Origin of the sequence: Hyphococcus aureus (assembly GCF_042643165.1) — a bacterium.
Classification (GTDB): domain Bacteria; phylum Pseudomonadota; class Alphaproteobacteria; order Caulobacterales; family Parvularculaceae; genus Hyphococcus; species Hyphococcus aureus.
Genome location: NZ_JBHRSH010000001.1, coordinates 785795 through 807886 on the forward strand (window position 1 = coordinate 785795; position 22092 = coordinate 807886).

The following is a 22092-nucleotide window of genomic DNA, read 5'->3' on the forward strand; positions in this document are numbered from 1 at the left end:
GACTTACGCCCTGTTATCGAGCTGGGCGCGCACCGATCGCCGCCCCAGCAGCGTCGCCCGGTAAGGCCCGCCCTTGGAGGAGGCGATCAGCCGCCGCCGCTTCAGCCGCTTGAAGACGGCCAGTGTGCAGTCCTCTAGGGTCCAGCCTTCACGGGTGGCGCAATTGATCGCGATGATTTTCCCGTTGTTGTCTTTTTCAACGAGAATGGCGCCGCCGCGCGCGAGCGCATGGAGCGTTCTTTGCTCCGCTTTCGAAATGTTCATGGAAAGGTCGTCCGAAATTTTCACTAAACTGGGCGCACGAATGGGTTCCGCCATTTGGCGGATCGCCGTTTCTCTTGCGCCGCTCAAAGCGGTTTAGCGGGTGACAATCTCGGACATAGTTCCTCTGACGCGGCGCATTTTAGCGTCAGCGCGGTGCAAGGCAAGACCGGACCTTATCGATGCGTATGAAGCTGCGTCGCATGGACCTCGGGAAAAAGCCGTATATGGTTCACCTCAAAGGTCACTTGGAAGAACTCCATGACTGGAATGAAGGGCGCTAAAGTTTTGAAACTGTTTTTTTGGCTCGCGTTGATTTTACTCCCCGCTCAGATGGCGCACGCTCAATCTATTCGTGACGGCATCAGCTTTTACACCCTGGAGGATGTGAGGACCGGAACGGTTGAGAAGTGCCCGTTAATTCCCGGCGAAATCGGCATGAAGATCTATCATCAAAAAAACGGGACGCCTCCGCTTTCCGAAGCTGAATATCGAACCCTCGCCGGAGACGCTGAATTTTTTGCGCTTCAGGGCGATCATCAATTCTACAGCCGCAAGACAAATGGAATTGTCCCGATGATGGAGGCCTATGTCATTCTGCTGGGATACGACCTCACTGATCCCACAATCTACCAAAACCCGGACTTCATGGCGAAACTGCAAAGTTTCACTCCCGACAAAATGCCGGGCGATATTCCTGTTCTTTGCGGCGACGGAGAAATTGAAAGAACCACAGCTATCCGGGAGGCGAGAGAACGCGCGGAGCGAGAAGCGGCGCGCGCTGAATATGAGAAAAATTGCAAGCTGTGCAAATTGCCGGGCGGGCATTATCTGGAAGCGATCTACGCTGGCGACTTTAAAACTCAGGACAAGCTGGCGAAAAATTACCTCTACCAGGTCGCCGTCATGGGCGGCGGCGACGCCATGGCGATTGGCGTGTTGATCAACAGCCTCGGAGGGCAGGGAAATAACTTCACCTATCTCGAAGATGTCATCGGCTATTATATGCTGGCGACATCGCGCAAGTGGAACGGCAACCCGAAATGTTACCCCTCGGGCGCGCATAAGGTGACGTTCACCACAACCTACCCTGACCAGGTTTATGAAACGGTTGGCGGCGTTTATCTGGGCCGCGACGAGGGCTACACCAACACAACCGCTTATTCCGTTGCACCTGTTTTGAAAGCCGCTTGCGATAAAATCTGCAACAAAAATGGCGGAATCCTGCTGACCGCGCGGCTGGCGCAAGGCTCCAGTGAAAAAATGGCGGCGCTGGAAGTTTATAAAGGCGTCGATCAAATGCTGGCGCAGCATTCTTGCGAAAGCGAAGTTGTAAAGCAGTTTGAGAATAATCTCGCGGCCTTGTGGGATGAGGAAAAAAGCCAGCCCGCAAGTGTGAGGCGAAACACGATTAGCGGCTATTTTGACTGAGCACGCTAGCGCAATGAAAAACCCGCGCCGCAACGCCTTTAAGGGTCCGTATAGAGAATAAAAACAGCCGTGCCGACATTAGGTGATGATGACAGGAGAGCGCAAATGAGCGAACAACCGCGCGGACCGCTTTCGGGGGTGCGCATTCTTGACCTGACGCGAGTGCTCGCCGGGCCTTATTGCACCACCCTGTTGTGGGAGCTTGGCGCCGATGTTCTGAAGATCGAAATGCCGGGCCATGGCGACGACACCCGCGCCTTTCCGCCTTTTCAGAATGGCGAAAGCGTCTATTTCGCGAGCATCAATCGCGGCAAGCGGTCGCTGGCGCTCGATCTGAAAAATGAAGGGGATCGAAAAGTCTTCGATGGCCTGCTCGAACGCGCTGACGTGCTGGTGGAAAATTTCCGGCCCGGAACCATGGAGCGTCTCGGCTATGGCTATGATGCGGTGAAAGAAAAGTTTCCCGACGTTATTTACGGGGCGATCTCCGGCTTTGGAAACACCGGGCCTTATCGCGATCTTCCCGCTTACGATCTGATCGTTCAGTCCCTGGGCGGGATGATTTCCATCAACGGCCCGGAAGGCTCTGGCGGCTATCGGCTCGGCATTTCCCTTGGCGATCTTGCCGCGGGAACATTCGCCGCGCTCGCGATTTCCTCGGCGCTTTATGAGCGCCGCGCCTCAGGACAGGGGCGTTTTATCGATATCGCCATGCTTGACGTGCAAACGATGCTTCTCGAAAGTGCGCTGGTGCGCCAGTTCGCTACCGGCGAGTCGCAAAAACCCACGGGCTCGCGCCATCCGGTGATTACGCCGTTTGATGTTTTTCAGGCGAAAGACGGCCCTATCGCCGTCGCCTGCGCCAATGATCATCTTTTCAACGAGCTTTGCGACGCCATCGGCGCACCTGCGCTGAAAGAAGATCCGCACTACAACAATCTGTTTGCGCGCTACGCCAATCAGCCGGCGTTGAAAATCGAGCTTGAAAAAGTGCTGGCGGCCGACACGGTTGCGGGCTGGGTTGAAAAATTGCGCCCTCTCGGCATTCCCGTGGCGCCGATCCACACCATGGCCGACGTCGTCAACGATCCACAATTAAAAGCGCGCAACATGTTCGTCGAAGTCGACGATGCGGAAATGGGCAAACTCAAAATGGCGGGCAGCGCATTCAAGATTTCCGGCTATGAACAATCGCCGACACGTCCACCCGCGCCCAATCTCGACGAAGCCCGCGCTGACGTGATGAAAGAGCTGTCCCTGCCGCACGAAGAAAAACGCGAACGCGTGAAACAGGACCCGAAAGAACCGCTTTGGTGAATTCGATAATACCTTAGGCCTCCCGAATCACAGAGTAACGAGCAAGAAGTCCCCACCGCAAAGAGGGACCCTGGCCTTCACCAAGGCCCCTGCTCCACGGCGCCTCCCCAAGAGGAGTTAGTTAATGTCCTCAAATTCTACCGGTTCAACTGCGACCTGCTGCGCAGGGGCTGTAATCTGGGCGACATAACCCGGACGGCTCTCGATTTCCGCACGGCGCATCTTTTCGCGACCTGAGGCGATTAGTTCATTGCCAGTGCGCACAGCCGATTGACCGTTGGCGATATCGAGTTGCGCATCTTTCAGGTTCGATTGAGCTTTCTCGACACGCTCAAAAGCGTCTTTCCAATCGTCGGCGGCTTTTTTCAGCGCCTTTATTTCCGTCTCGACCGCAGCGGGTGTCGCCGCGCCGCCAAAGCCAGCGACCAGGCGAATATAGGCGGCGCGCTGTTCGTCGGAAATCGCAATTACTTTTGCGAGTTTCTCGGTCGCTTTGCGCTCATCCTTCTGGCCCTTGCGGATTAGCTTTTCGCCGTCCTCGATCTGGGCGAGGCCCGTCATTTCGTGGCGGCGGCCGTCGACCCACAGCGCTGCCAACTCATTTGCGTTTTCCGCCTGACCGGCGGAGACGGCGAGTGGCGCAACAATCTCTTTCGGCTTGCCTGCTTCAGCGCCAGTAGCACCTAAAGAGCTCAGCGCCAAAATCGCGGCGGCAGTGACAAACAGTTCTTTTTTCATGGCGTAGTCCTTTCATGCAGCGCGGGTTAAAGGCCCGCTGACGCAAACATCGTGACTTCACATATATTTTGCAAACGAATATAATTGCATGATAGTATCGGTTTTTTCATATTATGGATTGCGCCGATGGACATCACCGCCGCCAAGACCTTTCTCGCCGTCATAGAAGGCGGCAATTTCGTCGCCGCCGCCCGGCGGGTGAATGTCACCCAGTCCACAGTCAGCGCCCGGATCAAGTCGCTCGAAGAGCAGCTCGGGAAAACACTGTTCATCCGCACCAAGGCGAGTTGCGATCTCACCCCGGCCGGTCACCAGTTCCATCGCTATGCGCGCTCAATGGTCAGGGTTTGGGAGGAGGCCAAGCATCAGGTCGCAGTGCCCGACGGGTTTGAAGACACGCTCATCGTCGGCGGACAATACAGCCTGTGGAACCGCTTGCTGTTGTGGTGGGTTCCCGCATTCAGAAAAGCGGCGCCGACTGTTGCTCTGCGCTGCGAGATCGGCATGCCGCAACGCCTGATGCGCGAAATGGCGGAAGGAGTGATGGACCTCGCCGTGATCTATCAACCAGAGCACCGGCCGGGTATGGTTGTGCGCGAGCTGCTGAAAGATCAGCTGGTTCTGGTCAGTACGGACTTAACCATTCCGTACAAAGATAATTATATCTATGCGGATTGGGGTGAAGGCTTTCGCACAATGCATGCAGCGGCGCATCCCGATCTGGTCACACCCGCGCTGACGCTTGATCTCGGCGCGCTCGGCATCAACATGTTATTGAATAATGGCGGTGCGGCGTATTTTCCCGAACGCATCGTCCAGCCGCATCTGGAAAACAAAATGCTGTTCCAGATCGAAGAGGCGCCGCATTTCCCCTACCCTGCTTATGTGGTGTATCAGGAAGACTTCGCCTCGCCCGCCATTATGGAGCAAGCCCTCGCAACCCTGTTTGAGATTGCAGACCAGTCCCTCAAAGGCGATCTTCCCAAGCCATTCTGGATGTAAGAATTTCACCGCACATAGCTTGCGCCGTTCACATCGAACGTCGCGCCGGTCGCCGACGGGCAGGCGCCCGAGGCGCAAAACAGAATCATCTCGGCGACTTCATCAGGGCTTGCGACGCGTCCGAGGGGAATATCCCTGATCGCGTTTTTGCGGTTCTCGATATCCTGCGGCGCCATCCGCGTTTCGACCCAGCCCGGCGCAATGGCGTAAAAGAGAATATTCTCACCCGACAAAGCGCGAGCATAGGTCTTGGTCATGGCGAGGACGGCCCCTTTCGAGGCCGCATAGGCGGCGTGATCGGGCCCGTCGCCGCGATGGCCCGCCCGGCTCGCCACATTGACGACGATCCCGCCGCCTGTCGCCCGAAAATGCGTAATGGCGGCGCGGCAGATATCCGCCGGGGCCTGGACATTGACCGCCATGGTCTGCGCCCAGCCGTCAGCCCACTCTTCCTCGCCGCCGGCCAGCGGCGTTGGAATGTAAATCCCGGCATTGTTGACGACAGCGTCGAGCCGGCCCGCCGCCTTGACGGCGCCGGCCATCACCCGGGCCCCGGCGCCGGGGGCGGACAAGTCCTCGAAAATCACCTCTCCGCCGGCGACAGCCGCCGCCTGCTCCGCCGCGTCGCTGGGGGCCGAGGCGTGGAGCAGCACCCTGGCGCCCGCCTTCTGCGCCGCCTTCGCCGTCGCCGCGCCAATGCCCCGGGAGGCCCCCGTGACCAGCACCGTCTTGTCCGTCAAATCGCTCATAAATCCTCCGCACTTGAATTTTTACACGTCCTCGGCATAACGGGCGGAAAATCAACCCCGAATTCAAGTATCATGAGGACCCCATGGCAGGGCATAGCAAATGGGCGAACATTCAGCACCGCAAAGGGCGTCAGGACGCAAAGCGCTCCAAAATGTTCTCCAAATTGTCAAAAGAGATCACCGTCGCGGCGAAAATGGGCGCGGCCGACCCGGATTTTAATCCGCGTTTGCGCCTCGCCATTCAGGCGGCGAAGGCCCAGTCCATGCCAAAGGACAATATCGACCGCGCGATCAAGAAATCTACGGCGGATGAATCGAACTTCGAAGAGATCCGCTATGAAGGGTTCGGGCCCGCAGGCGTCGGCATTATTGTCGAGGCGCTGACCGACAACCGCAACCGCGCGGCAAGCGACATTCGCGCGACCTTTTCCAAGAATGGCGGGAATATGGGCGAGACCGGCTCGGTTTCCTTCATGTTCGACCTTGTGGGTTATATCGAATATCCGGCGGATAAAGGCTCGGAAGACGAAATGCTCGAAGCCGCTATCGAGGCGGGCGCGGAAGATGTTCAGTCTTCGGATGAAACCCATGAAATCTACTGCGCTTTCGACCAACTCGCGGAAGTCAGCTCGACGCTGGAAGAAAAGTTCGGCGAAGCTGCATCCGTCAAGCCGATGTGGCGTCCGCAAAACACAATTGACGTGGATGGCGACAAGGCCGCGACGCTGATCAAACTGATCGACGCGCTGGAAGACAATGACGACGTCCAAAACGTCTACGCCAATTTCGAGATTTCCGACGAGGAAATGGAAAAACTGGCGAGCTAAGTCGCCCGGCCAGCCAAACCGCGCTTGCGGTGAAGCGATGGTTTTCGTCGATGAACCGTCTGTCTTTATTCCCCGGCGTGGCTAGGATCGTTCAGCGACATCTGTAGCGGTGCGGCTCCATGGCCGCCTGTGAAGCAAAAAAGCGCCAAATATGGCGTCCCGGGCGATCTAAGTCTTTTTAAAAGCCTGGCGTCTTATAAAAAGCCATTGTTGCGAGTTGGGGGGATGAAATGCGCCAACGCGGAAAATGGCCGCTTTTACAGGCGCTGGCTGCGCTCGCCGCCATGAACGGGGCGGTCGCCGAGGCTGCTGGCGTCGCCGCGCAATCGAACGAGCTCGAACGCAACACCTCCCCCATTCGCAACTTCGCGGAATTCATCCCTTGCGTGCAGGCTGTTCGCATCGCCCATGAAGACGCTCCGATCATTGATGGCGATCTTTCCGACCCTATCTGGCGGCGGGCGACGCCGATCGAGGAATTCTATCAGGTCGAACCCGTAGAGGGCCGCGCGCCAAGCCAGCCGACCCGAGCCTATATTCTGTTCGATGACCGCAATCTCTATGTCGGCATTTACAACTATGATGATCAGCCGGACCAGATTCGGCGATCTCAAATGAAGCGCGATCCACAACTCAGCGACGATGACGCTGTCCGCATTTATCTCGACACCTTCGGCTCCTTTCGCGACGCCTACTTTTTCGGCGTCAATCCGAATGGCGCGCGCAGCGACGCGCTAATTGAGAACAACGGATCGTTTCAGGATCAGTGGAACACTATCTGGCGCGCAAAAACGAAAGTCGTCGAGGATGGCTGGATCGCCGAATTCGCCATTCCGTTTCAGTCAATCTCCTTCGATCCCGCGCTTGAAGAATGGAATTTTCAAATTCTGCGGACCATACGCCGCAACAATGAAGAAATCCGCTGGTCGAATATCGATCGCAGCCGCCGGCGCATCGATATGACCAATCCCGGCCGTCTCGCCGGCGTGCGCGACGTGGAGAGCGGGATAGGACTGGAGGTGCAGGCCTATGTCACGGGTTCGGCGGCCTATGACTGGGAAACTGACAACACCGATTATGATCTCAAACCCAGCGGCAACGCTTTTTACAAGATCACGCCGTCCCTTACGGGGTCCCTGACCGTAAACACCGATTTCTCTGACACCGGGCTCGATGCGCGGCAGGTGAATACCGGCCGCTTTTCACTTTTCTTTCCCGAAACCCGCGACTTCTTTCTCCAGGATGCGCAGGTATTCGAGTTCGGGGGCCGCGTCTTTCAGGATCAGGTGAACGGCCTTCCCTTCTTTTCGCGCAATATCGGCATTGTCAGCGGCGCGCCCGTGGACCTTATCGCCGGCGCGAAACTCAGCGGCAAGCTCGGGCCCGCCAATGTCGGCGTCATTTCAACGCACACCGGCGCTTCGGAGGTCGCGGGCACCGATGGGCAATTTCTCTCCGCGGCGCGGCTTTCCGTACCCGTCCTTTCCGAATCGAAGCTTGGCGCGATCTTCACCCATGGCGACCCCACCGGCGCGGACAACAGCGCCGTCGCCGGTGCTGACTTCCAGTTCAAACGCTCCAACGTTTTCGGCAATGGCACGCTCTATAGCGACAGCGCCTATATTCAGAGCTTCACCGGCGGCGAGAGCGACCACATGATCGCCCATGAAACCGCCTATCGCAGCCAGACATGGAACACGACACTACGCTTTCGCGATATCGGCGAGGATTACGCGCCCGAACTCGGCTTTTCCAACCGCACCGGTATTCGCCGCTATAATGCAAACGGGTTTCGCGCTTTCCGGCCGGAGAACAGCTTCATCCGTTATGCGGAGATCGGCGGCTGGTCCAATTATATATCGGATCGTCATGGTGAACGGCTCGACCAGTATTTCGGCGCCTTCGCAGGCGGCAACAACAATCCCGGCGATGCGCTCTGGTTCAATTACGAACATGGCTTTGTGAATATACAAGAGCCCTTTCTGATCGCCGGCGAAGTGCCTGTCGCGACCGGCGATTATCGCTGGAACCAGTATGAGGTAGAATTGTCCGCGACGAACGCCCGCGCTGTCGGCGGCGGCGTCGAGGTGCGCTGGGGCGGGATTTATGACGGCGACTATCTCAGCATTGAAAACCGCTTAAGCGTGCGCCCGAACCGGTTCATCGAGCTGGCCGCCGAATATGAATATATCGACTTCGACATGCCCTCCGGCCAGATCGGCATCCACATCGCCTCCCTCGATTCCGTCATCGCCTTTACGCCGGACATGACCATCAAGACCGAAGTCCAGTACGACAATATTTCGCAAGCCTTCACTTTCTTCTCCCGCTTCAGCTGGGAGCCGATCCCCGAGCGGGAGGTGTTCCTGTCTTTCGGCCATACCGCCCTGATTGACCGGGTGGATTTCCCTCGCGATTTCCGCTCCCAGGGCTCAAGCCTCGCCCTGCGGCTGGGCCATACATTCCGGATGTAACCATCCCGCCTTGCGCAGGCCCACGGGGGCTGGTAAAGGCGCGCCTTTCCAGCGTTCATAGCCCCTTCGGCAAGGCACTCTTTATGAAAATCAACGGCAACGAAATTCGCCCCGGCAATGTCATCGAACATCAGGGCGGCCTGTGGGCCGCGGTCAAGGTGAATGCGGTCAAACCCGGCAAAGGCGGCGCCTATGCGCAGGTCGAGCTGAAAAACCTGATCGACGGCCGCAAGATGAACGAGCGTTTCCGCGCATCGGAAACCGTTGAGCGTGTGCGCCTTGAGCAAAAAGACCACACCTATCTGTACGCCGAGGGCGACATGCTGGTGTTCATGGACACTGAAAACTACGAACAGATCAATATTCCGAAAGACATGATCGGCGATCGCGCGGCGTTCCTTCAGGACGGCATGAGCGTCATTGTCGAAATTCATGAAGAACGGCCTATCGGCGTGCAATTGCCTGAACATGTGACGCTGGAAGTGGTGGAAACCGAACCCACCGTCAAAGGCCAGACCGCGTCGTCATCCTACAAACCGGCCAAAGCCGACAACGGCCTCAGGATCATGATCCCGCCCTATATGACCGTTGGCGAGAAGATCATCGTCAACACCGAAACCCTGGAATATGTGAAGCGCGCGGACTAACCGATCCGGAGCGCTCACCCTCCAATCCAATAACATTCCTGTGATCCGCGCGCCGAGCCGTGCGGATTGCGCGCCGAAGCGAAGACCCGCGCGTTGCCGCCCGGCGCGCTATATGCGCTTCTGCGTGCGGGCTGGGGCGCCTTATCAATAATCAGAGGGTGATGATGATGAAAAGGGTGGAATTATTCGCCAGAGCGCTAATCCTTTCGGCGCCTGCATTGATGCTGACGACAGGCGCCATGGCAGGAGAAAAAGAAGACGCGGTCATAGCTAAAGTCGTTAATGCCTATGGCGGCCCTGCACTGACGAACGCGCGCTCATTACGGTTTCAGGTTGAAAGCAAAAACGCGTTTCCGGGACAAGGCTATACATCCGGCTATGTAGAGTTCACGCCGTTGAAACAGGACATACAGTTCGACCTTGCGAATAGTCGCGCAAGCGCCGAAGCTTGGTCGTCCAATTATAATTTTTCGTTTCACACGCGCACAGTTTCGATCGGCGACGATGTCGTTGCGGTCAACTACAACACTGGCGACTATCAACCCGCGGCTGCGCCGGATTACTACACCGCGTTCGGCCCCAACATCCGGTCCACTGACACGCTGCTGGCCTACGAACTTTCGCAGCGGCCGGATACTGCGGAACATCTGGGCGAGCGCACCTATCTTGGGCGTCCGCATGAGCTGATCTCTTTCGAAATTCCAAACTCGCCGCCGCTTACGCTTTATGTGGACGCAGAAAGCGGCTGGATCTCGAAAATGGCGCGCGAAACCGCATTCGGCGATCTCAGCTACCAGTTCAGCGATCATGCAAAATCCGGCGGCGTCGGTTATGGGCGTAATTTTGAATTCTTCGTCGGTGAAGATGCAAATATCGTGAGCCTCAACCAGACGCTTTCCGTCAACACGGTGCGCGATTCGGTCTTCAGGATCGACCGCGGAGTCGACGAAGAACCGGCGCGCGTCGACACCTCAGAAATGACGGTTGACGAGATCGCGGAAGGAACGCATCTCGCCGGAACCGGCAACGCCTACACGATGTTTGTCGACGCCGGCGATTACGTTATCGGCGTCGGCGGTTATGCCGGTCTAGCCGATCGTTTTACCGCCTACAGGGAGGCGACGGGAAGTGACAAGCCGCTGCGCTATCAGATTGTCACCCACCACCATACGGATCATTTGGGCGGCATGGCTGACGCCTTGGAGCTTGGCGCAACCTTTGTGACGCCTGCGAACGCCGTAGACAATCTTAACACCGCCGCCGGAGCCGACATTCCCGAAGACAGGCTGATGGTTCTCGACGGCGCCGCCACGATAGGCCCCGTAGAGGTGTACGACATCGCCACAAATCATGCGGAAAGCTATGCGCTGGCCTATGTCGCGCCCGGAATTGCCTTTCAGGCCGATCACTATAACGGGCTTTACGATGACGCCGTCGCGCCCGCCGGTTCGAGCGCCGTCAGTTTGAAAAACGCCATCGACGGCCTAGATCTCAACGTCGAAATGCTGCTTTCCGCACATGGGCGCAAGGCTGTTTCCTGGTCCGAGTTTGAAAGCGCCGTCAGCGCTTACAATCCGGACGGGTGCCCTTCCGGGCGGCCGATCTGCGCAAAGTCATAGATCATGAGACGCGCCGCAACAGCGGCGCGTCCGTCACTCCATCACCCGAAACAAATGCCTCACGCCGGTGGACAAAACGGCGGGATAAATGCTCGCATGGGTTTCGTCGTCAAAGACGCGCGTTTCAAGGATCAAATTGGGATCGTCATGCGCAGCCAGAGACGCGGCGAAGGCGTTGAGATCGGAGACCATGGCGTAAGAGCGCTCCGGCTGCTCCTCCCATGAACCGACGCCCATATAGACATAGGTTTTGCGATCAAAGGGTTCTGCGCTTTGCGCCGCCGCCAGCATCATCTTGTCGTTGAACCACAGAGACGGGCTGACGAGGATATAGCGATTGAAGATGTCGGCGTGCGACAGCAAAAGATAAGCGCCGAAAAGCCCGCCATAGGAATGGCCCACAAAGACGCGCTCGGATTGGTCGATCCGATAGCGCTCCCCGATCAGCGGCAGGATTTCCTTTGCGATCACTTCCGCGAATTTCGGTCCGCCGCCGGAGACCTTCTGATACTCCGGCCCGTAGCCGCCTTCCATGGCGTAAGCCGGCGTATAGTCGCGCGTGCGGTTCAGGCGATAGGCGTTCTTGTCGGCAGGATCGTAAGCGTAGCCGATGGAGACGATGATCATCTCCGGCGCCTGACCGCGTTGCGCCAGATGCTGCACATGGTTCGAGACGACGGCGAACTGGTAATCGGCGTCGAGCGTGACGAGCAGCGGATAACTTTTCTCGCTCTCGTCATAGCCGTCCGGCAGCTTCACATAGAGCTCGTAGTCGACGCCGTTAGTTCTGGAGGTCAGTGGAATGACCGCCGAATTGGGGATGACATACCCCCGTGCGCTCCGTGACGGCGCCTCGGCTTCATGAAGCGCCGCCTTCGAAACACTCAGTGCGCCTGGCGCATCAGTGGCCGCTGGCGAGCAGGCCGCCAGCGCGCAGCACAAAAGAAATGACCCGAAATTCCGGAACATGATCTTCCTCCCGCGAAAACGCTACACATGTAGCAGATTCGTCAGGAGTTAAAACCAACCACGCTGAAATTTATCATTCCCCGTCAGGCGCGGGCTCTTCATCGCCGACATCATTCACCGGCGCAGTCGGCCCGACATTCAATATCTGTTCGAGTTGATAAATCGTATCTTCAATCGCTTCACGCGCTTCACCGGAAGTCCGGCCTAGACTGTGCACAATGCGCAAACTGTCCAGCGCCGCCGCATACTCTTTCTTATTGATTTTTACGACAGCGCGCACCTGATGATAGGCGGAGAGTTCGGTTTCCGAAAAGCTCTCACCATATTTCTCGTAAACCTCGTCGAGAATCGCTTCTGCTTCTTCCAGCTTTTCCGGTTGCTTGCTGTAGCGTTGCGCGCGCAGGAGGTTTCGCTGCACATAACTACGCATGCGATAGTCAGCTTGCGAGCTTCGCCCCAGCATAAACGTAATCACCGTTTGCACGCCGCGGCGGGAAACCGCCTCGCCGCCCACGGTTTTCGGACGGTATTTCCATCGGGCGACAGACTCTGTCGCGGCGTCGTTCAAACACTTATTTGTCGATTCCAGCACTTGTATGTTTTCGGTGTCGCCCGTCGCCGATACGTCGAACCCGACCAGCACAGCCTCTTCATCTTTCGCCCGGCGCATACATTTTTCAGGATAGCGCGGCGGGACCCGAACGGCAGGGCGCGCATCATAATCTTCAGCCAGCGTTTCATTATCGATCACAAAAGTCAGCAAGACTTCCATGTCCGTCTGAGACTTGCGCACGCCACCGACCCGGCGCGGTTCATATTTCCACTGGAGCGCCGCCGCGATGGAGACCGCCTCAAAACAAGGGTCGCTCGCTTCACGGACGCGCACATTCTCCACATCGCCTTGACGGGTGATGTCAAACATCAATGTTACGGATTGGGCTGGCGCGTCCGCAGGCAGTTTCGCAAAACACTCCGCCGGGTAAGGCGGCGGCGTCCGGGAAACAGGCGTCGCAGGCGTTTCTTCCTCTTGCGCCAGAACATTTCCCAACAGCGCTATCAGAACTGCAATTACAGTCGTCACAGTTTTCATGAAAAGCCCCTCACCATCCCGCAGGGAATAGTCTAGCGCCAGAAAAAAACGGCGCAAGTTAAGGGCGGAACTGGCCTAACTGTCGATTTTAAGGGCTTTAATAAAGGCTTCCTGAGGGATTTCGACACGCCCGAACTGGCGCATCTTTTTCTTGCCCTCTTTCTGTTTATCCAGAAGCTTACGCTTGCGCGAGGCGTCGCCGCCATAGCATTTCGCGGTGACGTCTTTACGCAGCGCCGACAGCGTCTCGCGGGCAATGACGCGCCCGCCGATCGCCGCCTGGATCGGAATCTTGAACTGATGGCGCGGGATGAGGTCTTTCAATTTCTCGCACATGCCGCGCCCGCGATAGTCAGCCTTGTCGCGGTGAACGATCATGGAGAGCGCATCCACCGGCTCATCATTCACAAGCACCTGCATCTTCACGAGGTCGCCGGCGCGATGATCCGTAATATGATAATCGAAGCTGGCGTAGCCTTTCGACACAGACTTCAACCGGTCATAGAAATCGAACACCACTTCGTTCAGCGGCAATTCATAGACCACCATGGCGCGCGAACCCGCATAGGTGAGATCCTGCTGGATGCCGCGGCGCTCCTCACACAGTTTCAGGATGCCGCCGAGATATTCATCCGGCGCCATGATCGTCGCCTTGATCCATGGCTCTTCGATATGGTCGATGCGCACTGGGTCCGGCATGTCGGCGGGATTGTGCAGCTCCATCACCGACCCATCGGTCATATGGATGTCGTAGACAACGCTGGGCGCCGTGGTGATGAGATCGAGATTAAACTCGCGCTCCAGACGCTCGCGAATAATCTCCAGATGCAAAAGCCCCAGAAAGCCGCACCGGAAGCCGAAGCCGAGCGCGGCGGAGGTTTCCATCTCGAACTCGAAGCTGGCGTCATTGAGGCGCAGCTTGCCCATGGCTTCGCGCAAATCTTCAAAGTCGTTGGCGTCCACCGGAAAGATGCCGCAGAAAACAACGGGTACGGAAGGTTTGAAGCCGGCGAGCGGCTTGTCGCAGGGGCGGCGGTCATCGGTGATGGTGTCGCCCACCGCGGTGTCGGCGACTTCCTTGATCTGCGCCGTCAGATAGCCGATCTCGCCGGGGCCAAGCTCATCCACCGGCGTTTTCTTGGGCGTCGACACGCCCACCTGGTCGACGAGATAGACCGCCTTGGCGCCCATCATGCGCACCCGCATGCCTTTTTTCAGGACGCCGTCGATGATCCGCACCAGCACCACAACGCCGAGATAGGGATCATACCAGCTATCGACCAGCAGCGCCTTTAGCGGCGCGTCGCGGTCGCCCTGAGGCGGCGGCAATTTGGTGACGATGGCTTCCAGCACGTCGGGCACACCCATGCCGGTCTTCGCCGAAATCTCGATGGCCTCCGAGGCGTCGATGCCGATGACATCCTCGATCTGCGCCTTCACCCGGTCGGGTTCAGCGGCGGGCAAATCGACCTTGTTCAGCACCGGCAGGATCTCAAGATTCACATCTATCGCCTGATAAACATTAGCCAGCGTCTGCGCCTCGACGCCCTGACTGGCGTCGACCACCAGAAGCGCGCCCTCGCAGGCCGAGAGCGAGCGTGAAACCTCATAGGTGAAATCCACATGGCCGGGCGTGTCGATCAGGTTGAGGACGTAATCCTCGCCGTCTTTCGCCTTGTAGTTGAGGCGCACGGTCTGGGCCTTGATGGTGATGCCGCGCTCACGCTCCAATTCCATGGAATCGAGCACCTGCTCCTTCATCTCACGGTTGGTCAGCCCCCCCGTCACCTGGATCAGGCGGTCGGCGAGGGTCGATTTGCCATGGTCGATATGGGCGACAATGGAGAAATTGCGGATGTTTTTGAGCGGCGTCATGAAGCGCGTCGTGCCTATGGAAAAATGAACAAACGAGCGAGGCATATAGACGGGCGGCAGGCGAGGGACAATGGCCCTTGCATAATGACTAGTGGGCAGGCGCCCCTGACAGCCCCGACCATGCCGCTTCGCCTCAAAAAAACCCGGCCCCTGATTTCTCGGGGGCCGGGTTTCTTCTCACTGGGTAGGGGTAGTTCGGTGTTGTTTTAGCCGCGCGCCTTTAACAGATCGCGAATTTCGGTCAGCAGGACCTGTTCTTTCGGCGGCTCCGGCGCGGCGGCGGGTTCTTCTTCGGCCTTTTTCTTAAGGCTGTTCATGGCTTTCACAAGCATGAACACCGCCCAGGCGACGATCAGAAACGAAATCACATTGTTGATGAAAGAGCCGTAGGCGATGACCGGCGCGCCAGCCTCTCTCGCTGCATCGAGGCTGTCATACTGAATGTCAGTCAGATTGATGAAGAGATCCGAGAAATCGATATTGCCCATCATCTTGCCGATCGGCGGCATGATAATGTCATCTACAAGCGACTTTACGATGGTGCCGAACGCGCCGCCGATGATAATCCCGACGGCCATATCGACGACATTGCCCTTAACGGCAAAATCCTGAAATTCTTTGATGATGCCCATGAAGGCCTCCCTCTCTGCCTGCTGGATCGAAGCCACCCCCGCCGTGGGATCGAATCAATTTAAGGATTGCGGTCTAAAGCGATTTGCAACCCGGGCAAAGATGAAACGGGTATCAGCCTTGGTGATTTAATAGACTTTCATGATCGCCGGGAGCGGCTTCTTGATCAGCGCATGGTTGGGCACCGGCGCATCGGGCTCGGCGTGACCGGCGACGATCAGGAGATAAGGCTTCTCCGTAGCCGGACGAGCGAGTTTATCGTTCAGAAAGCTCATGGGATTGGGCGTGTGGGTCAGAACCGAAAGCCCCGCATGATGCAGGGCGGCGATCAAAAACCCGCAGGCGATGCCGACGCTCTCGTGAATATAATAGTTTTTCTTGTCCATGCCGTCTTCAACGCCGCCGCGGCGCTGGGCGAAGACGGCGATCAGCCATGGCGCAGTTTCAAGGAAAGGTTTTTGCGCATCAGTGCCGATCGGCTCCAACGCCTCCAGCCATTCCGACCCGGCGCGCCCGCCGTAAAACGCGCGTTCTTCTTCTTCCGCAGCGAGACGGATTTCCCGCTTCAAGCCGGGGTCGCCTACAAGGCCAAAAAACCATGGCTGGTGATTGGCGCCCGAGGGCGCGCGCCCGGCGGCGGCGATGCAGTTTTCCATCACCTCGCGCGGCACGGGCTGATCGGTAAAATTACGCACGGTGTGTCGGCGGCGAATCTCATCAAAAAACTCCGCGGACCGGGCGCGCATTTCCCCGTCGCTGCGCGCAACCTGATCGCCAAGCGCCGAAAGGGCGGTAAATTTTTTTTCTGTCATCAATCGTCATCTTCGTATTTGTGATGCGCATCTTTCACGTCAGTGCGCTTGCCGAAAGCCGCATCCGCCTCGTCAAACAACAGAACGCCCTCTCTGGGGATTTGTTTATAGGAAAGCCCGTCACCGTCAGACACCGTTCCATCATGCGCAACATGACTTGAGTTTACGCGAATGGTTGCGTCACCGAAGATCGCTTCCGAGCGAACCTGGGCATATTCGGGATGGTTCATTACCTGCTCCACCGCAGTAAAGCCCGTATCTGTCGGAACAATTTCGCCGACCGTATGAAAGCCCGCCGTTGTAAAATAGTGGAAGATGTATTCCTTCGCGCCTTCATCGTAAAAAATAATGGTGCGGCCGCCATAAGTCCCGCCTTCAAGGCGATGAGTTGACTGAAAAGCGCGCCCGCCAAGGATCATGTCATAGACTGCAATGTCGACGATGGGTTTGCCGTCCGGGCCTGTTCCCTCGCCGCGCCAAGCCGTGCCCGCAAATTTCATGAAAGGCGCCATAGGTTCATAGGCGGTGGCCATTTTCTCTTCAGCGCTGGCTGCGCCTGTCATGCTGGCGACAACGAACACGAGCGCCGCGATAATCCTGCTGCTTTTCATCCTTGCACCTCCCTTGACGCCGCCGAACTATAACCGCGACCGCGCCCTGCGCAATTCAAGCTCCCGAGAGCAACGCCATGACCAAGTCTGTCGATTTCTGGTTCGATTTCGCCTCCACCTACGCCTATCTCGCCGCTGCGCGCCTGGAAGAGACGGCGCTGGCGCGGGGCGTCGATGTGCGATGGCGGCCAATCCTGCTCGGCCCGATCTTCGCCCGGCATGGCTGGAACACGTCGCCTTTTGTCGTTTATCCCGCCAAGGGCCGGTATATGTGGCGCGATGTGGAACGGCGCGCGGCGGAGCTGGGCCGTCCTTTCAAGCGCCCCGGCCCGGATGACCCTCGGGACTTTCCGCAACACACGGTCATGGCGGCGCGAATGGCGCTTGTCGCGCTCGACTGCCCGCAAGGAAAAGACTTCTGCCGCCGTGTCTTCTTCGCCGAATTCGAAGAGGAAAAAGACATCTCCGATCCGGCGGTGTTGTTATCCATCGCGATAGACTTAGGCCTGCCTGAGGACATTCAGGAAAAAGCGACCCATCCGGAAAACAAGGCGCGCCTTCGCGCCAGCGTCGAGGAGGCGCAAGCGCTCGGCGTTTTCGGCGCGCCGAGTTTCACCGTTGGTGACGAACTTTTCTGGGGCGAAGACCGGCTCGACACGACTTTAATCTGGGCGCGTGGTTGAGGCCATTGTTAGCGCCGCCCAAAGAGTCGCTCGATATCAGCGAGCTTTAGTTCGACATAGGTGGGTCGTCCGTGATTGCACTGACCGGAATGGGGCGTCGCCTCCATCTGCCTGAGCAGCGCATTCATTTCCTCGACATTCAAACGCCGGCCCGACCGCACGGAGCCATGGCACGCCATGGAGGAGCAAACTTCCTCAAGCCTTTCTTTCAACGCGAGCCCCTGGCCCAGCGAGGAAAGATCGTCGGCGAGCGATTGCACCAGCCCCTTGATATTAACCTCACCCAGCATGGCCGGGGTTTCGCGCACCATCACCGCATCGTCGCCAAAACGCTCCATCACGAGACCAAGCGATGCAAAATCATCGAGCAGCGGCTCCAGCCGGTTCGCTTCATCCGTAGTCAGATCAACAATCTCTGGCAAGAGAAGTCCCTGGCTCGGGACTTTGCCGCCGTCGAGAGCGGTTTTCATTTTCTCGTAGACAAGCCGCTCATGCGCCGCATGCTGATCGACGATCACAAGACCATCTGGCGTTTGCGCAACGATATAGGTCTCGTGCAATTGCCCGCGCGCTGCGCCCAAGGGATGCTCGCTGTCCGGCGCGTCGGATACAGCTTCAACCCGGGCGCTCGGCGCCCCGACGCTGTCGAGACCGCCCTCAAAGCCGCGCTGGCGATCTTCAAGACCCTGTCCTTCGACGGACGGCGCAAACGCCTCCCGAAAATAGGGATTGGGCCGCGGCGGCGCATAGCCGGGCCGCATCGGCGTGACGCCGGAAGACAAGCCGGGTGTTTGCGGGGCCATGCGGCCAAGGGCGTAGGAGCTGACCGTCGTCGAGGCGCGATGGCCCGCTTCGGCGAGGGCGTGACGCAAGGCGCCGATCAACAGCCCCCGCACCCCGCCGGCGTCGCGAAACCGCACTTCGGTTTTCGCCGGGTGAACATTGATGTCGACCATTTCCGCCGGGAGATCGAGAAACAGCGCCACGGCGGGGTGCCGGTCGCGGGCGAGAAAATCCGCATAGGCGCCGCGAATCGCGCCGACAATCAGCTTGTCGCGCACAGGCCGTCCGTTCACGAACAAAAACTGTTTGTCCGGAAGGCCGCGATTATAGGTCGGCAATCCTGCAAAGCCTGTCACGCGTGCGCCGTCGCGTTCGGCATTGATGGCGAGCGCATTATCGCCGAACTCCCGGCCCATGATCGCGGCGAGACGCTTCAACCGCCCCGCCTCTCCCGGCGCTTCGGCTGGCAGGTTCAACATTTTACGCCCGCCCGAGGCAAGCGTGAACGCAATTTCATGGCGCGCCATGGCGAGGCGGCGAACCGCTTCGCCCACGGCCGTCGTCTCCGCCTGATCGGATTTCAGAAATTTCAGTCGCGCAGGCGTCGCATAAAACAGATCGCGCACTTCAATGCGCGTGCCGTGTCCGCCAAACGCCGCCGGCTGCGGCTCCGTCATGGCGCCGCCTTCAACGCTCAACGACCATGCGTCAGGCGCGCCGCCAGTCTCGACCTTTGCGCGCGAGGTGATGGAAAGCCGGGCGACAGCGCCGATGGAGGGAAGCGCCTCGCCGCGAAATCCCATGGTGGCGATATTCATGAGATCGTAATCGCCGCCGGCGCCGGGCGTCAGCTTCGACGTGGCATGACGCTCCACCGCGAGAATAAGATCTTCATCTCCCATCCCGCAACCATCATCAATAATAGTAATGCGTGACTTTCCGCCATGCTCGATTTCGATGTCGATGCGGGTCGCGCCAGCATCAATTGCATTTTCAACGATTTCTTTGACAACCGCCGCCGGCCGTTCAATCACCTCACCTGCGGCGATGCGGTTAACCGCGCCTGGCGGCAGCCGGCGGATGCGGGAAGGGCTTTTTGAAACGGGTTCTGCGCGATTCGTCATGACTGATTATGCCAAGGCGATAACGCCTCGCAAATAGGCCTGAAAAAGAGGTTTTGCACAGGCTGGCGCACCCGATTTTAATTGCACTTGCGGCGCTTCAAAAGGTACGATTGTCGCGCTGTCCTAAAACTTTTGAATAAAGGCGATGTAATTCAAGTCAGGACTGGCGCAACAGGCTGAACTTTAGTTCCGAGGGAGAGTTGTGCGCAGTAATATTGATGCTTTCATCGAAGCGACGCTCCGCATCAATGACGTTGGGCGGCTTAAGCGTTACTTTGAAGCATTTATCGCTGATCTCGGTTATAATATCGTCAATTATCACGTGCTTGTTGAAGGCTTTAAGAGCGTCCCGCTGCATAAAGGGTTTCGCCTTTCGACTTTTCCAGAAGGCTATATCCGCTACTTCATCGACCATAAATGTTTTGAATTCGATCCCATCATGGACGAAGCGCGGAAACGCGGCGGCCCCATCCTCTGGAGCGACATCGCGGCAAGGCCCAATCTGACGGCAGAACAACAGGCGATGTTCGCAGCGGCGCGCGAATATAATGTGACCACTGGCGCCGCTTTCTCCATTTACGGGCGCCCCGGCGAAGTCGCCTATTTCTGCCTTGGCTCGACAGAGCGAGAGGTCGAATTCACCCGCGCACAACTGCTGGAGCTGCAAGCCATCTGCCAGCAGATGCATTTACGGTTCCACGAACTCACGCGTGACGAGAACGGCAAGCGGAAACTGTCAAAGCGAGAAACCGAGGTGCTGGAGTTGATTGCGCAAGGAAAAAGCAATCCGGTCATCAGCGCCATGCTTGGCGTCTCTCCCAACACGGTGGACACGCTGGTGCGCCGCTGCTTCGACAAGCTGGGGGTCACCTCTCGGGTGGAGGCGGCGCTGGCCGGCGTTGCCATGGGCATAATTCTGCCATAAACATGGAATAATATATTAGTGTCCCGTGATTATGGGACATACAAGCCTTTACGCTTCGCGTATGAGGCTGCCAGATCCTGAAAAACCGTTAACCTGCTTTTAAGGAACAGAGCCATCTCCGGTTCCCTGTACACATCCGCCCTCGCTTCACTCATAGCCGACTGCGAGGATAAAGAGACAGTCATGTCAGCGCTCGCCGATTTTGTCGCCGATTCCGGCGCCAAATTCGCCGTGCTGAACAACTTCAACTATGGGACCAGATCAGCCGCAGAGCGCTGGACGCCAATGTTCAGCTCCTTCCCCGCGGAAATCGCAGCCTATTACCGGACCGAAAACTGCGTAAGCGACGATCCCTATATGCGTGCAGCGCTCAGCTCTACGATGCCCGTCCGGTTTCAGGATACAGAGGACAGCCTCCAGCCTAGCGACACAATAGAAGGCCTGTTCAGCCTGCTGCGAGCCAACAATCTTGTCGACGGTCTCGCCATGCATATTTCAGACAGGCCAGGCCGTCTTACCTATTTCTGCATGGCCTATGATTACAGCCTTTCCGACATGTCGGAATTTGAGCTCCGGCGCATCCAGGCCTGCGTTGAAATGTTCGTGCGGCACGCCGGCGACCTTCTGATAACTGACAGTGTTCGCGAATTATCGCCGAAAGAGCGTCAGATTATCTCCTGCCTCGCGCGCGGCGAGAGCAACAAGCAGATCGCCCGCCGTCTTGATCTTTCCCTGAGCACCATCAACACGCTGGTGAACCGCAGCTTTGACAAGCTCGGCGTGAATAACCGGACCGAAGCGGTCATCGCCGCCTGCCGGTCGGGTCTTTCCCTCGTCGCCTGAAGCGGCGCTTTTTTCTTAGCGATCGGTCTCTTCGCCCAACCAAGGGCGAGTCTTAATATTCTGTAATACTATCTTTTTCTAAATTATCATTCCCTATATCTATATAGGTCAGCCGTCCTAAGAATGTCGGTTATTCACGTGACAGACACCCCCATTGCCCGGGCGTATGACCCGCCGTCCAGACAATGGATAGCGGCGGGAGAAACCGCGATGGACATCGCCAGTCTTCGCAAAGAGATAACTGAAATTCAGGAAAAGGCCCTGCCGCAGGCAAACCTGCGTGAGGACCATCATGAGAAGCTGTTCGAAGTCTTCCGCCAGATCGACAGTGAAATCGGCCGTTGCACCCCGGAGAATGAAACAGAAAACGAGACAAGGCTCACCGGCTTGATAGAGGCGCAAACCATTGTCCTGCGCACCGCCGCATCGCTGCCGGCCCGTTGCTTGCGCGACCTTCTCTACAAGCTGGCCATGTGGCGCTGGGACACCGCTGATCTTGAGCAGCCCATGGAAGACCTGAACCGCGCCGACGCCATGGCGTATTCAGCATTTTTGGACATCGTCAAAATGCTTGGCGAGCACGATGTTTTGAAAGGCTTCGACAAGGCGAACTTGCGTTAATCGGGAAATTTTCTTTCTCCCCCGTCCCGGGAAACGTATTTGTTCAGTCTTGCGAGGGAAC

General features: G+C 57.7%; 21 protein-coding genes. 11 read left to right on the forward strand and 10 right to left on the reverse strand.

The genetic code is table 11. The annotated features are described in order from the left end of the window. Positions 1–3: 3 nt before the first annotated feature. Positions 4–264 (reverse strand): YjhX family toxin, encoded by a 261-nt coding sequence (locus tag ACFOOP_RS03655; RefSeq protein ID WP_379881499.1) that lies wholly within the window; start codon positions 262–264, stop codon positions 4–6. Between the two features lie 258 nt (positions 265–522). Here ACFOOP_RS03655 and ACFOOP_RS03660 point away from each other — a divergent pair, with 258 nt between their 5' ends. Together ACFOOP_RS03660 and ACFOOP_RS03665 are read left to right on the forward strand one after the other, a co-directional pair. Beyond that, positions 523–1692 (forward strand): hypothetical protein, encoded by a 1170-nt coding sequence (locus ACFOOP_RS03660; protein WP_379879505.1) that lies wholly within the window; start codon positions 523–525, stop codon positions 1690–1692. Positions 1693–1797: 105 nt separating this feature from the next. Beyond that, positions 1798–3009: a CaiB/BaiF CoA transferase family protein gene (locus ACFOOP_RS03665; RefSeq protein ID WP_379879506.1), complete on the forward strand. Its 1212-nt coding sequence runs from the start codon at positions 1798–1800 to the stop codon at positions 3007–3009. A 117-nt stretch (positions 3010–3126) separates the two neighbouring features. Here the strand turns inward: ACFOOP_RS03665 and ACFOOP_RS03670 are convergent, their stop codons facing one another. After that, entirely contained in the window at positions 3127–3747 is a 621-nt protein-coding gene (locus tag ACFOOP_RS03670) for a hypothetical protein (protein ID WP_379879507.1), read from the reverse strand. Between the two features lie 126 nt (positions 3748–3873). On the opposite strand from ACFOOP_RS03670, the gene ACFOOP_RS03675 reads away from it, so the two are divergent. Further along, positions 3874–4749, forward strand: a complete 876-nt coding sequence (locus ACFOOP_RS03675) for a LysR family transcriptional regulator (protein ID WP_379879508.1) — start codon at positions 3874–3876, stop codon at positions 4747–4749. A 5-nt stretch (positions 4750–4754) separates the two neighbouring features. Here the strand turns inward: ACFOOP_RS03675 and ACFOOP_RS03680 are convergent, their stop codons facing one another. Next, positions 4755–5498 carry an SDR family NAD(P)-dependent oxidoreductase gene (locus tag ACFOOP_RS03680; protein ID WP_379879509.1) on the reverse strand — a complete coding sequence of 248 codons (744 nt, stop codon included), beginning with the start codon at positions 5496–5498 and terminating at the stop codon, positions 4755–4757. Between the two features lie 83 nt (positions 5499–5581). On the opposite strand from ACFOOP_RS03680, the gene ACFOOP_RS03685 reads away from it, so the two are divergent. The 4 genes from ACFOOP_RS03685 (at position 5582) to ACFOOP_RS03700 (ending at position 11065) form a co-directional block, all read left to right on the forward strand. Then, entirely contained in the window at positions 5582–6325 is a 744-nt protein-coding gene (locus tag ACFOOP_RS03685; protein WP_379879510.1) for a YebC/PmpR family DNA-binding transcriptional regulator, read from the forward strand. Between the two features lie 230 nt (positions 6326–6555). Then, positions 6556–8799, forward strand: a complete 2244-nt coding sequence (locus tag ACFOOP_RS03690) for a carbohydrate binding family 9 domain-containing protein (protein WP_379879511.1) — start codon at positions 6556–6558, stop codon at positions 8797–8799. 83 nt (positions 8800–8882) lie between these two features. Beyond that, positions 8883–9446 (forward strand): elongation factor P, encoded by a 564-nt coding sequence (efp, locus tag ACFOOP_RS03695; RefSeq protein WP_379879512.1) that lies wholly within the window; start codon positions 8883–8885, stop codon positions 9444–9446. A 161-nt stretch (positions 9447–9607) separates the two neighbouring features. Continuing rightward, complete coding sequence (locus ACFOOP_RS03700) at positions 9608–11065, forward strand: MBL fold metallo-hydrolase (RefSeq protein WP_379879513.1); 1458 nt, start codon at positions 9608–9610, stop codon at positions 11063–11065. A 33-nt stretch (positions 11066–11098) separates the two neighbouring features. On the opposite strand, the gene ACFOOP_RS03705 is transcribed toward ACFOOP_RS03700, so the two are convergent. The 6 genes from ACFOOP_RS03705 to ACFOOP_RS03730 all read right to left on the reverse strand — a co-directional run bounded on the left by ACFOOP_RS03705 (position 11099) and on the right by ACFOOP_RS03730 (position 17052). Continuing rightward, positions 11099–12034 (reverse strand): alpha/beta hydrolase, encoded by a 936-nt coding sequence (locus ACFOOP_RS03705; RefSeq protein WP_379879514.1) that lies wholly within the window; start codon positions 12032–12034, stop codon positions 11099–11101. A gap of 73 nt (positions 12035–12107) precedes the next feature. Beyond that, positions 12108–13124, reverse strand: a complete 1017-nt coding sequence (locus ACFOOP_RS03710; protein ID WP_379879515.1) for an energy transducer TonB — start codon at positions 13122–13124, stop codon at positions 12108–12110. A 75-nt stretch (positions 13125–13199) separates the two neighbouring features. Then, positions 13200–14999 carry a translation elongation factor 4 gene (lepA, locus tag ACFOOP_RS03715; RefSeq protein ID WP_379879516.1) on the reverse strand — a complete coding sequence of 600 codons (1800 nt, stop codon included), beginning with the start codon at positions 14997–14999 and terminating at the stop codon, positions 13200–13202. A gap of 206 nt (positions 15000–15205) precedes the next feature. Next, positions 15206–15631, reverse strand: coding sequence for a large conductance mechanosensitive channel protein MscL (gene mscL / locus ACFOOP_RS03720; protein WP_379879517.1), 426 nt, complete (start codon positions 15629–15631; stop codon positions 15206–15208). A gap of 126 nt (positions 15632–15757) precedes the next feature. Continuing rightward, positions 15758–16441: a nitroreductase family protein gene (locus ACFOOP_RS03725; RefSeq protein ID WP_379879518.1), complete on the reverse strand. Its 684-nt coding sequence runs from the start codon at positions 16439–16441 to the stop codon at positions 15758–15760. After that, positions 16441–17052: a hypothetical protein gene (locus ACFOOP_RS03730; protein WP_379879519.1), complete on the reverse strand. Its 612-nt coding sequence runs from the start codon at positions 17050–17052 to the stop codon at positions 16441–16443. The genes ACFOOP_RS03725 and ACFOOP_RS03730 overlap by 1 nt, the downstream gene beginning before the upstream one ends. Before the next feature lie 77 nt (positions 17053–17129). Between ACFOOP_RS03730 and ACFOOP_RS03735 the strand changes: the two genes are divergently transcribed. Then, positions 17130–17735 (forward strand): 2-hydroxychromene-2-carboxylate isomerase, encoded by a 606-nt coding sequence (locus ACFOOP_RS03735; RefSeq protein ID WP_379879520.1) that lies wholly within the window; start codon positions 17130–17132, stop codon positions 17733–17735. Positions 17736–17743: 8 nt separating this feature from the next. Here ACFOOP_RS03735 and mutL read toward each other — a convergent pair whose 3' ends face one another. Next, a complete protein-coding gene (mutL, locus tag ACFOOP_RS03740) occupies positions 17744–19642 on the reverse strand; it encodes a DNA mismatch repair endonuclease MutL (protein WP_379879521.1) in 1899 nt (632 codons plus the stop codon). A gap of 202 nt (positions 19643–19844) precedes the next feature. On the opposite strand from mutL, the gene ACFOOP_RS03745 reads away from it, so the two are divergent. The 3 genes from ACFOOP_RS03745 (at position 19845) to ACFOOP_RS03755 (ending at position 22031) form a co-directional block, all read left to right on the forward strand. Further along, entirely contained in the window at positions 19845–20567 is a 723-nt protein-coding gene (locus ACFOOP_RS03745) for a helix-turn-helix transcriptional regulator (protein ID WP_379879522.1), read from the forward strand. Between the two features lie 183 nt (positions 20568–20750). Further along, entirely contained in the window at positions 20751–21410 is a 660-nt protein-coding gene (locus ACFOOP_RS03750; protein WP_379879523.1) for a helix-turn-helix transcriptional regulator, read from the forward strand. 210 nt (positions 21411–21620) lie between these two features. Continuing rightward, positions 21621–22031 carry a hypothetical protein gene (locus ACFOOP_RS03755; RefSeq protein ID WP_379879524.1) on the forward strand — a complete coding sequence of 137 codons (411 nt, stop codon included), beginning with the start codon at positions 21621–21623 and terminating at the stop codon, positions 22029–22031. Positions 22032–22092 lie beyond the last annotated feature (61 nt).

Excerpts from the sequence above, each read along its gene's own strand:
- ACFOOP_RS03655 (WP_379881499.1), bottom strand. The coding sequence starts at position 264 with ATGAACATTTCGAAAGCGGAGCAAAGAACGCTCCATGCGCTCGCGCGC.
- ACFOOP_RS03660 (WP_379879505.1), top strand. The coding sequence starts at position 523 with ATGACTGGAATGAAGGGCGCTAAAGTTTTGAAACTGTTTTTTTGGCTC.
- ACFOOP_RS03665 (WP_379879506.1), top strand. The coding sequence starts at position 1,798 with ATGAGCGAACAACCGCGCGGACCGCTTTCGGGGGTGCGCATTCTTGAC.
- ACFOOP_RS03670 (WP_379879507.1), bottom strand. The coding sequence starts at position 3,747 with ATGAAAAAAGAACTGTTTGTCACTGCCGCCGCGATTTTGGCGCTGAGC.
- ACFOOP_RS03675 (WP_379879508.1), top strand. The coding sequence starts at position 3,874 with ATGGACATCACCGCCGCCAAGACCTTTCTCGCCGTCATAGAAGGCGGC.
- ACFOOP_RS03680 (WP_379879509.1), bottom strand. The coding sequence starts at position 5,498 with ATGAGCGATTTGACGGACAAGACGGTGCTGGTCACGGGGGCCTCCCGG.
- ACFOOP_RS03685 (WP_379879510.1), top strand. The coding sequence starts at position 5,582 with ATGGCAGGGCATAGCAAATGGGCGAACATTCAGCACCGCAAAGGGCGT.
- ACFOOP_RS03690 (WP_379879511.1), top strand. The coding sequence starts at position 6,556 with ATGCGCCAACGCGGAAAATGGCCGCTTTTACAGGCGCTGGCTGCGCTC.
- efp (WP_379879512.1), top strand. The coding sequence starts at position 8,883 with ATGAAAATCAACGGCAACGAAATTCGCCCCGGCAATGTCATCGAACAT.
- ACFOOP_RS03700 (WP_379879513.1), top strand. The coding sequence starts at position 9,608 with ATGATGATGAAAAGGGTGGAATTATTCGCCAGAGCGCTAATCCTTTCG.
- ACFOOP_RS03705 (WP_379879514.1), bottom strand. The coding sequence starts at position 12,034 with ATGTTCCGGAATTTCGGGTCATTTCTTTTGTGCTGCGCGCTGGCGGCC.
- ACFOOP_RS03710 (WP_379879515.1), bottom strand. The coding sequence starts at position 13,124 with ATGAAAACTGTGACGACTGTAATTGCAGTTCTGATAGCGCTGTTGGGA.
- lepA (WP_379879516.1), bottom strand. The coding sequence starts at position 14,999 with ATGACGCCGCTCAAAAACATCCGCAATTTCTCCATTGTCGCCCATATC.
- mscL (WP_379879517.1), bottom strand. The coding sequence starts at position 15,631 with ATGGGCATCATCAAAGAATTTCAGGATTTTGCCGTTAAGGGCAATGTC.
- ACFOOP_RS03725 (WP_379879518.1), bottom strand. The coding sequence starts at position 16,441 with ATGACAGAAAAAAAATTTACCGCCCTTTCGGCGCTTGGCGATCAGGTT.
- ACFOOP_RS03730 (WP_379879519.1), bottom strand. The coding sequence starts at position 17,052 with ATGAAAAGCAGCAGGATTATCGCGGCGCTCGTGTTCGTTGTCGCCAGC.
- ACFOOP_RS03735 (WP_379879520.1), top strand. The coding sequence starts at position 17,130 with ATGACCAAGTCTGTCGATTTCTGGTTCGATTTCGCCTCCACCTACGCC.
- mutL (WP_379879521.1), bottom strand. The coding sequence starts at position 19,642 with ATGACGAATCGCGCAGAACCCGTTTCAAAAAGCCCTTCCCGCATCCGC.
- ACFOOP_RS03750 (WP_379879523.1), top strand. The coding sequence starts at position 20,751 with ATGTCAGCGCTCGCCGATTTTGTCGCCGATTCCGGCGCCAAATTCGCC.
- ACFOOP_RS03755 (WP_379879524.1), top strand. The coding sequence starts at position 21,621 with ATGGACATCGCCAGTCTTCGCAAAGAGATAACTGAAATTCAGGAAAAG.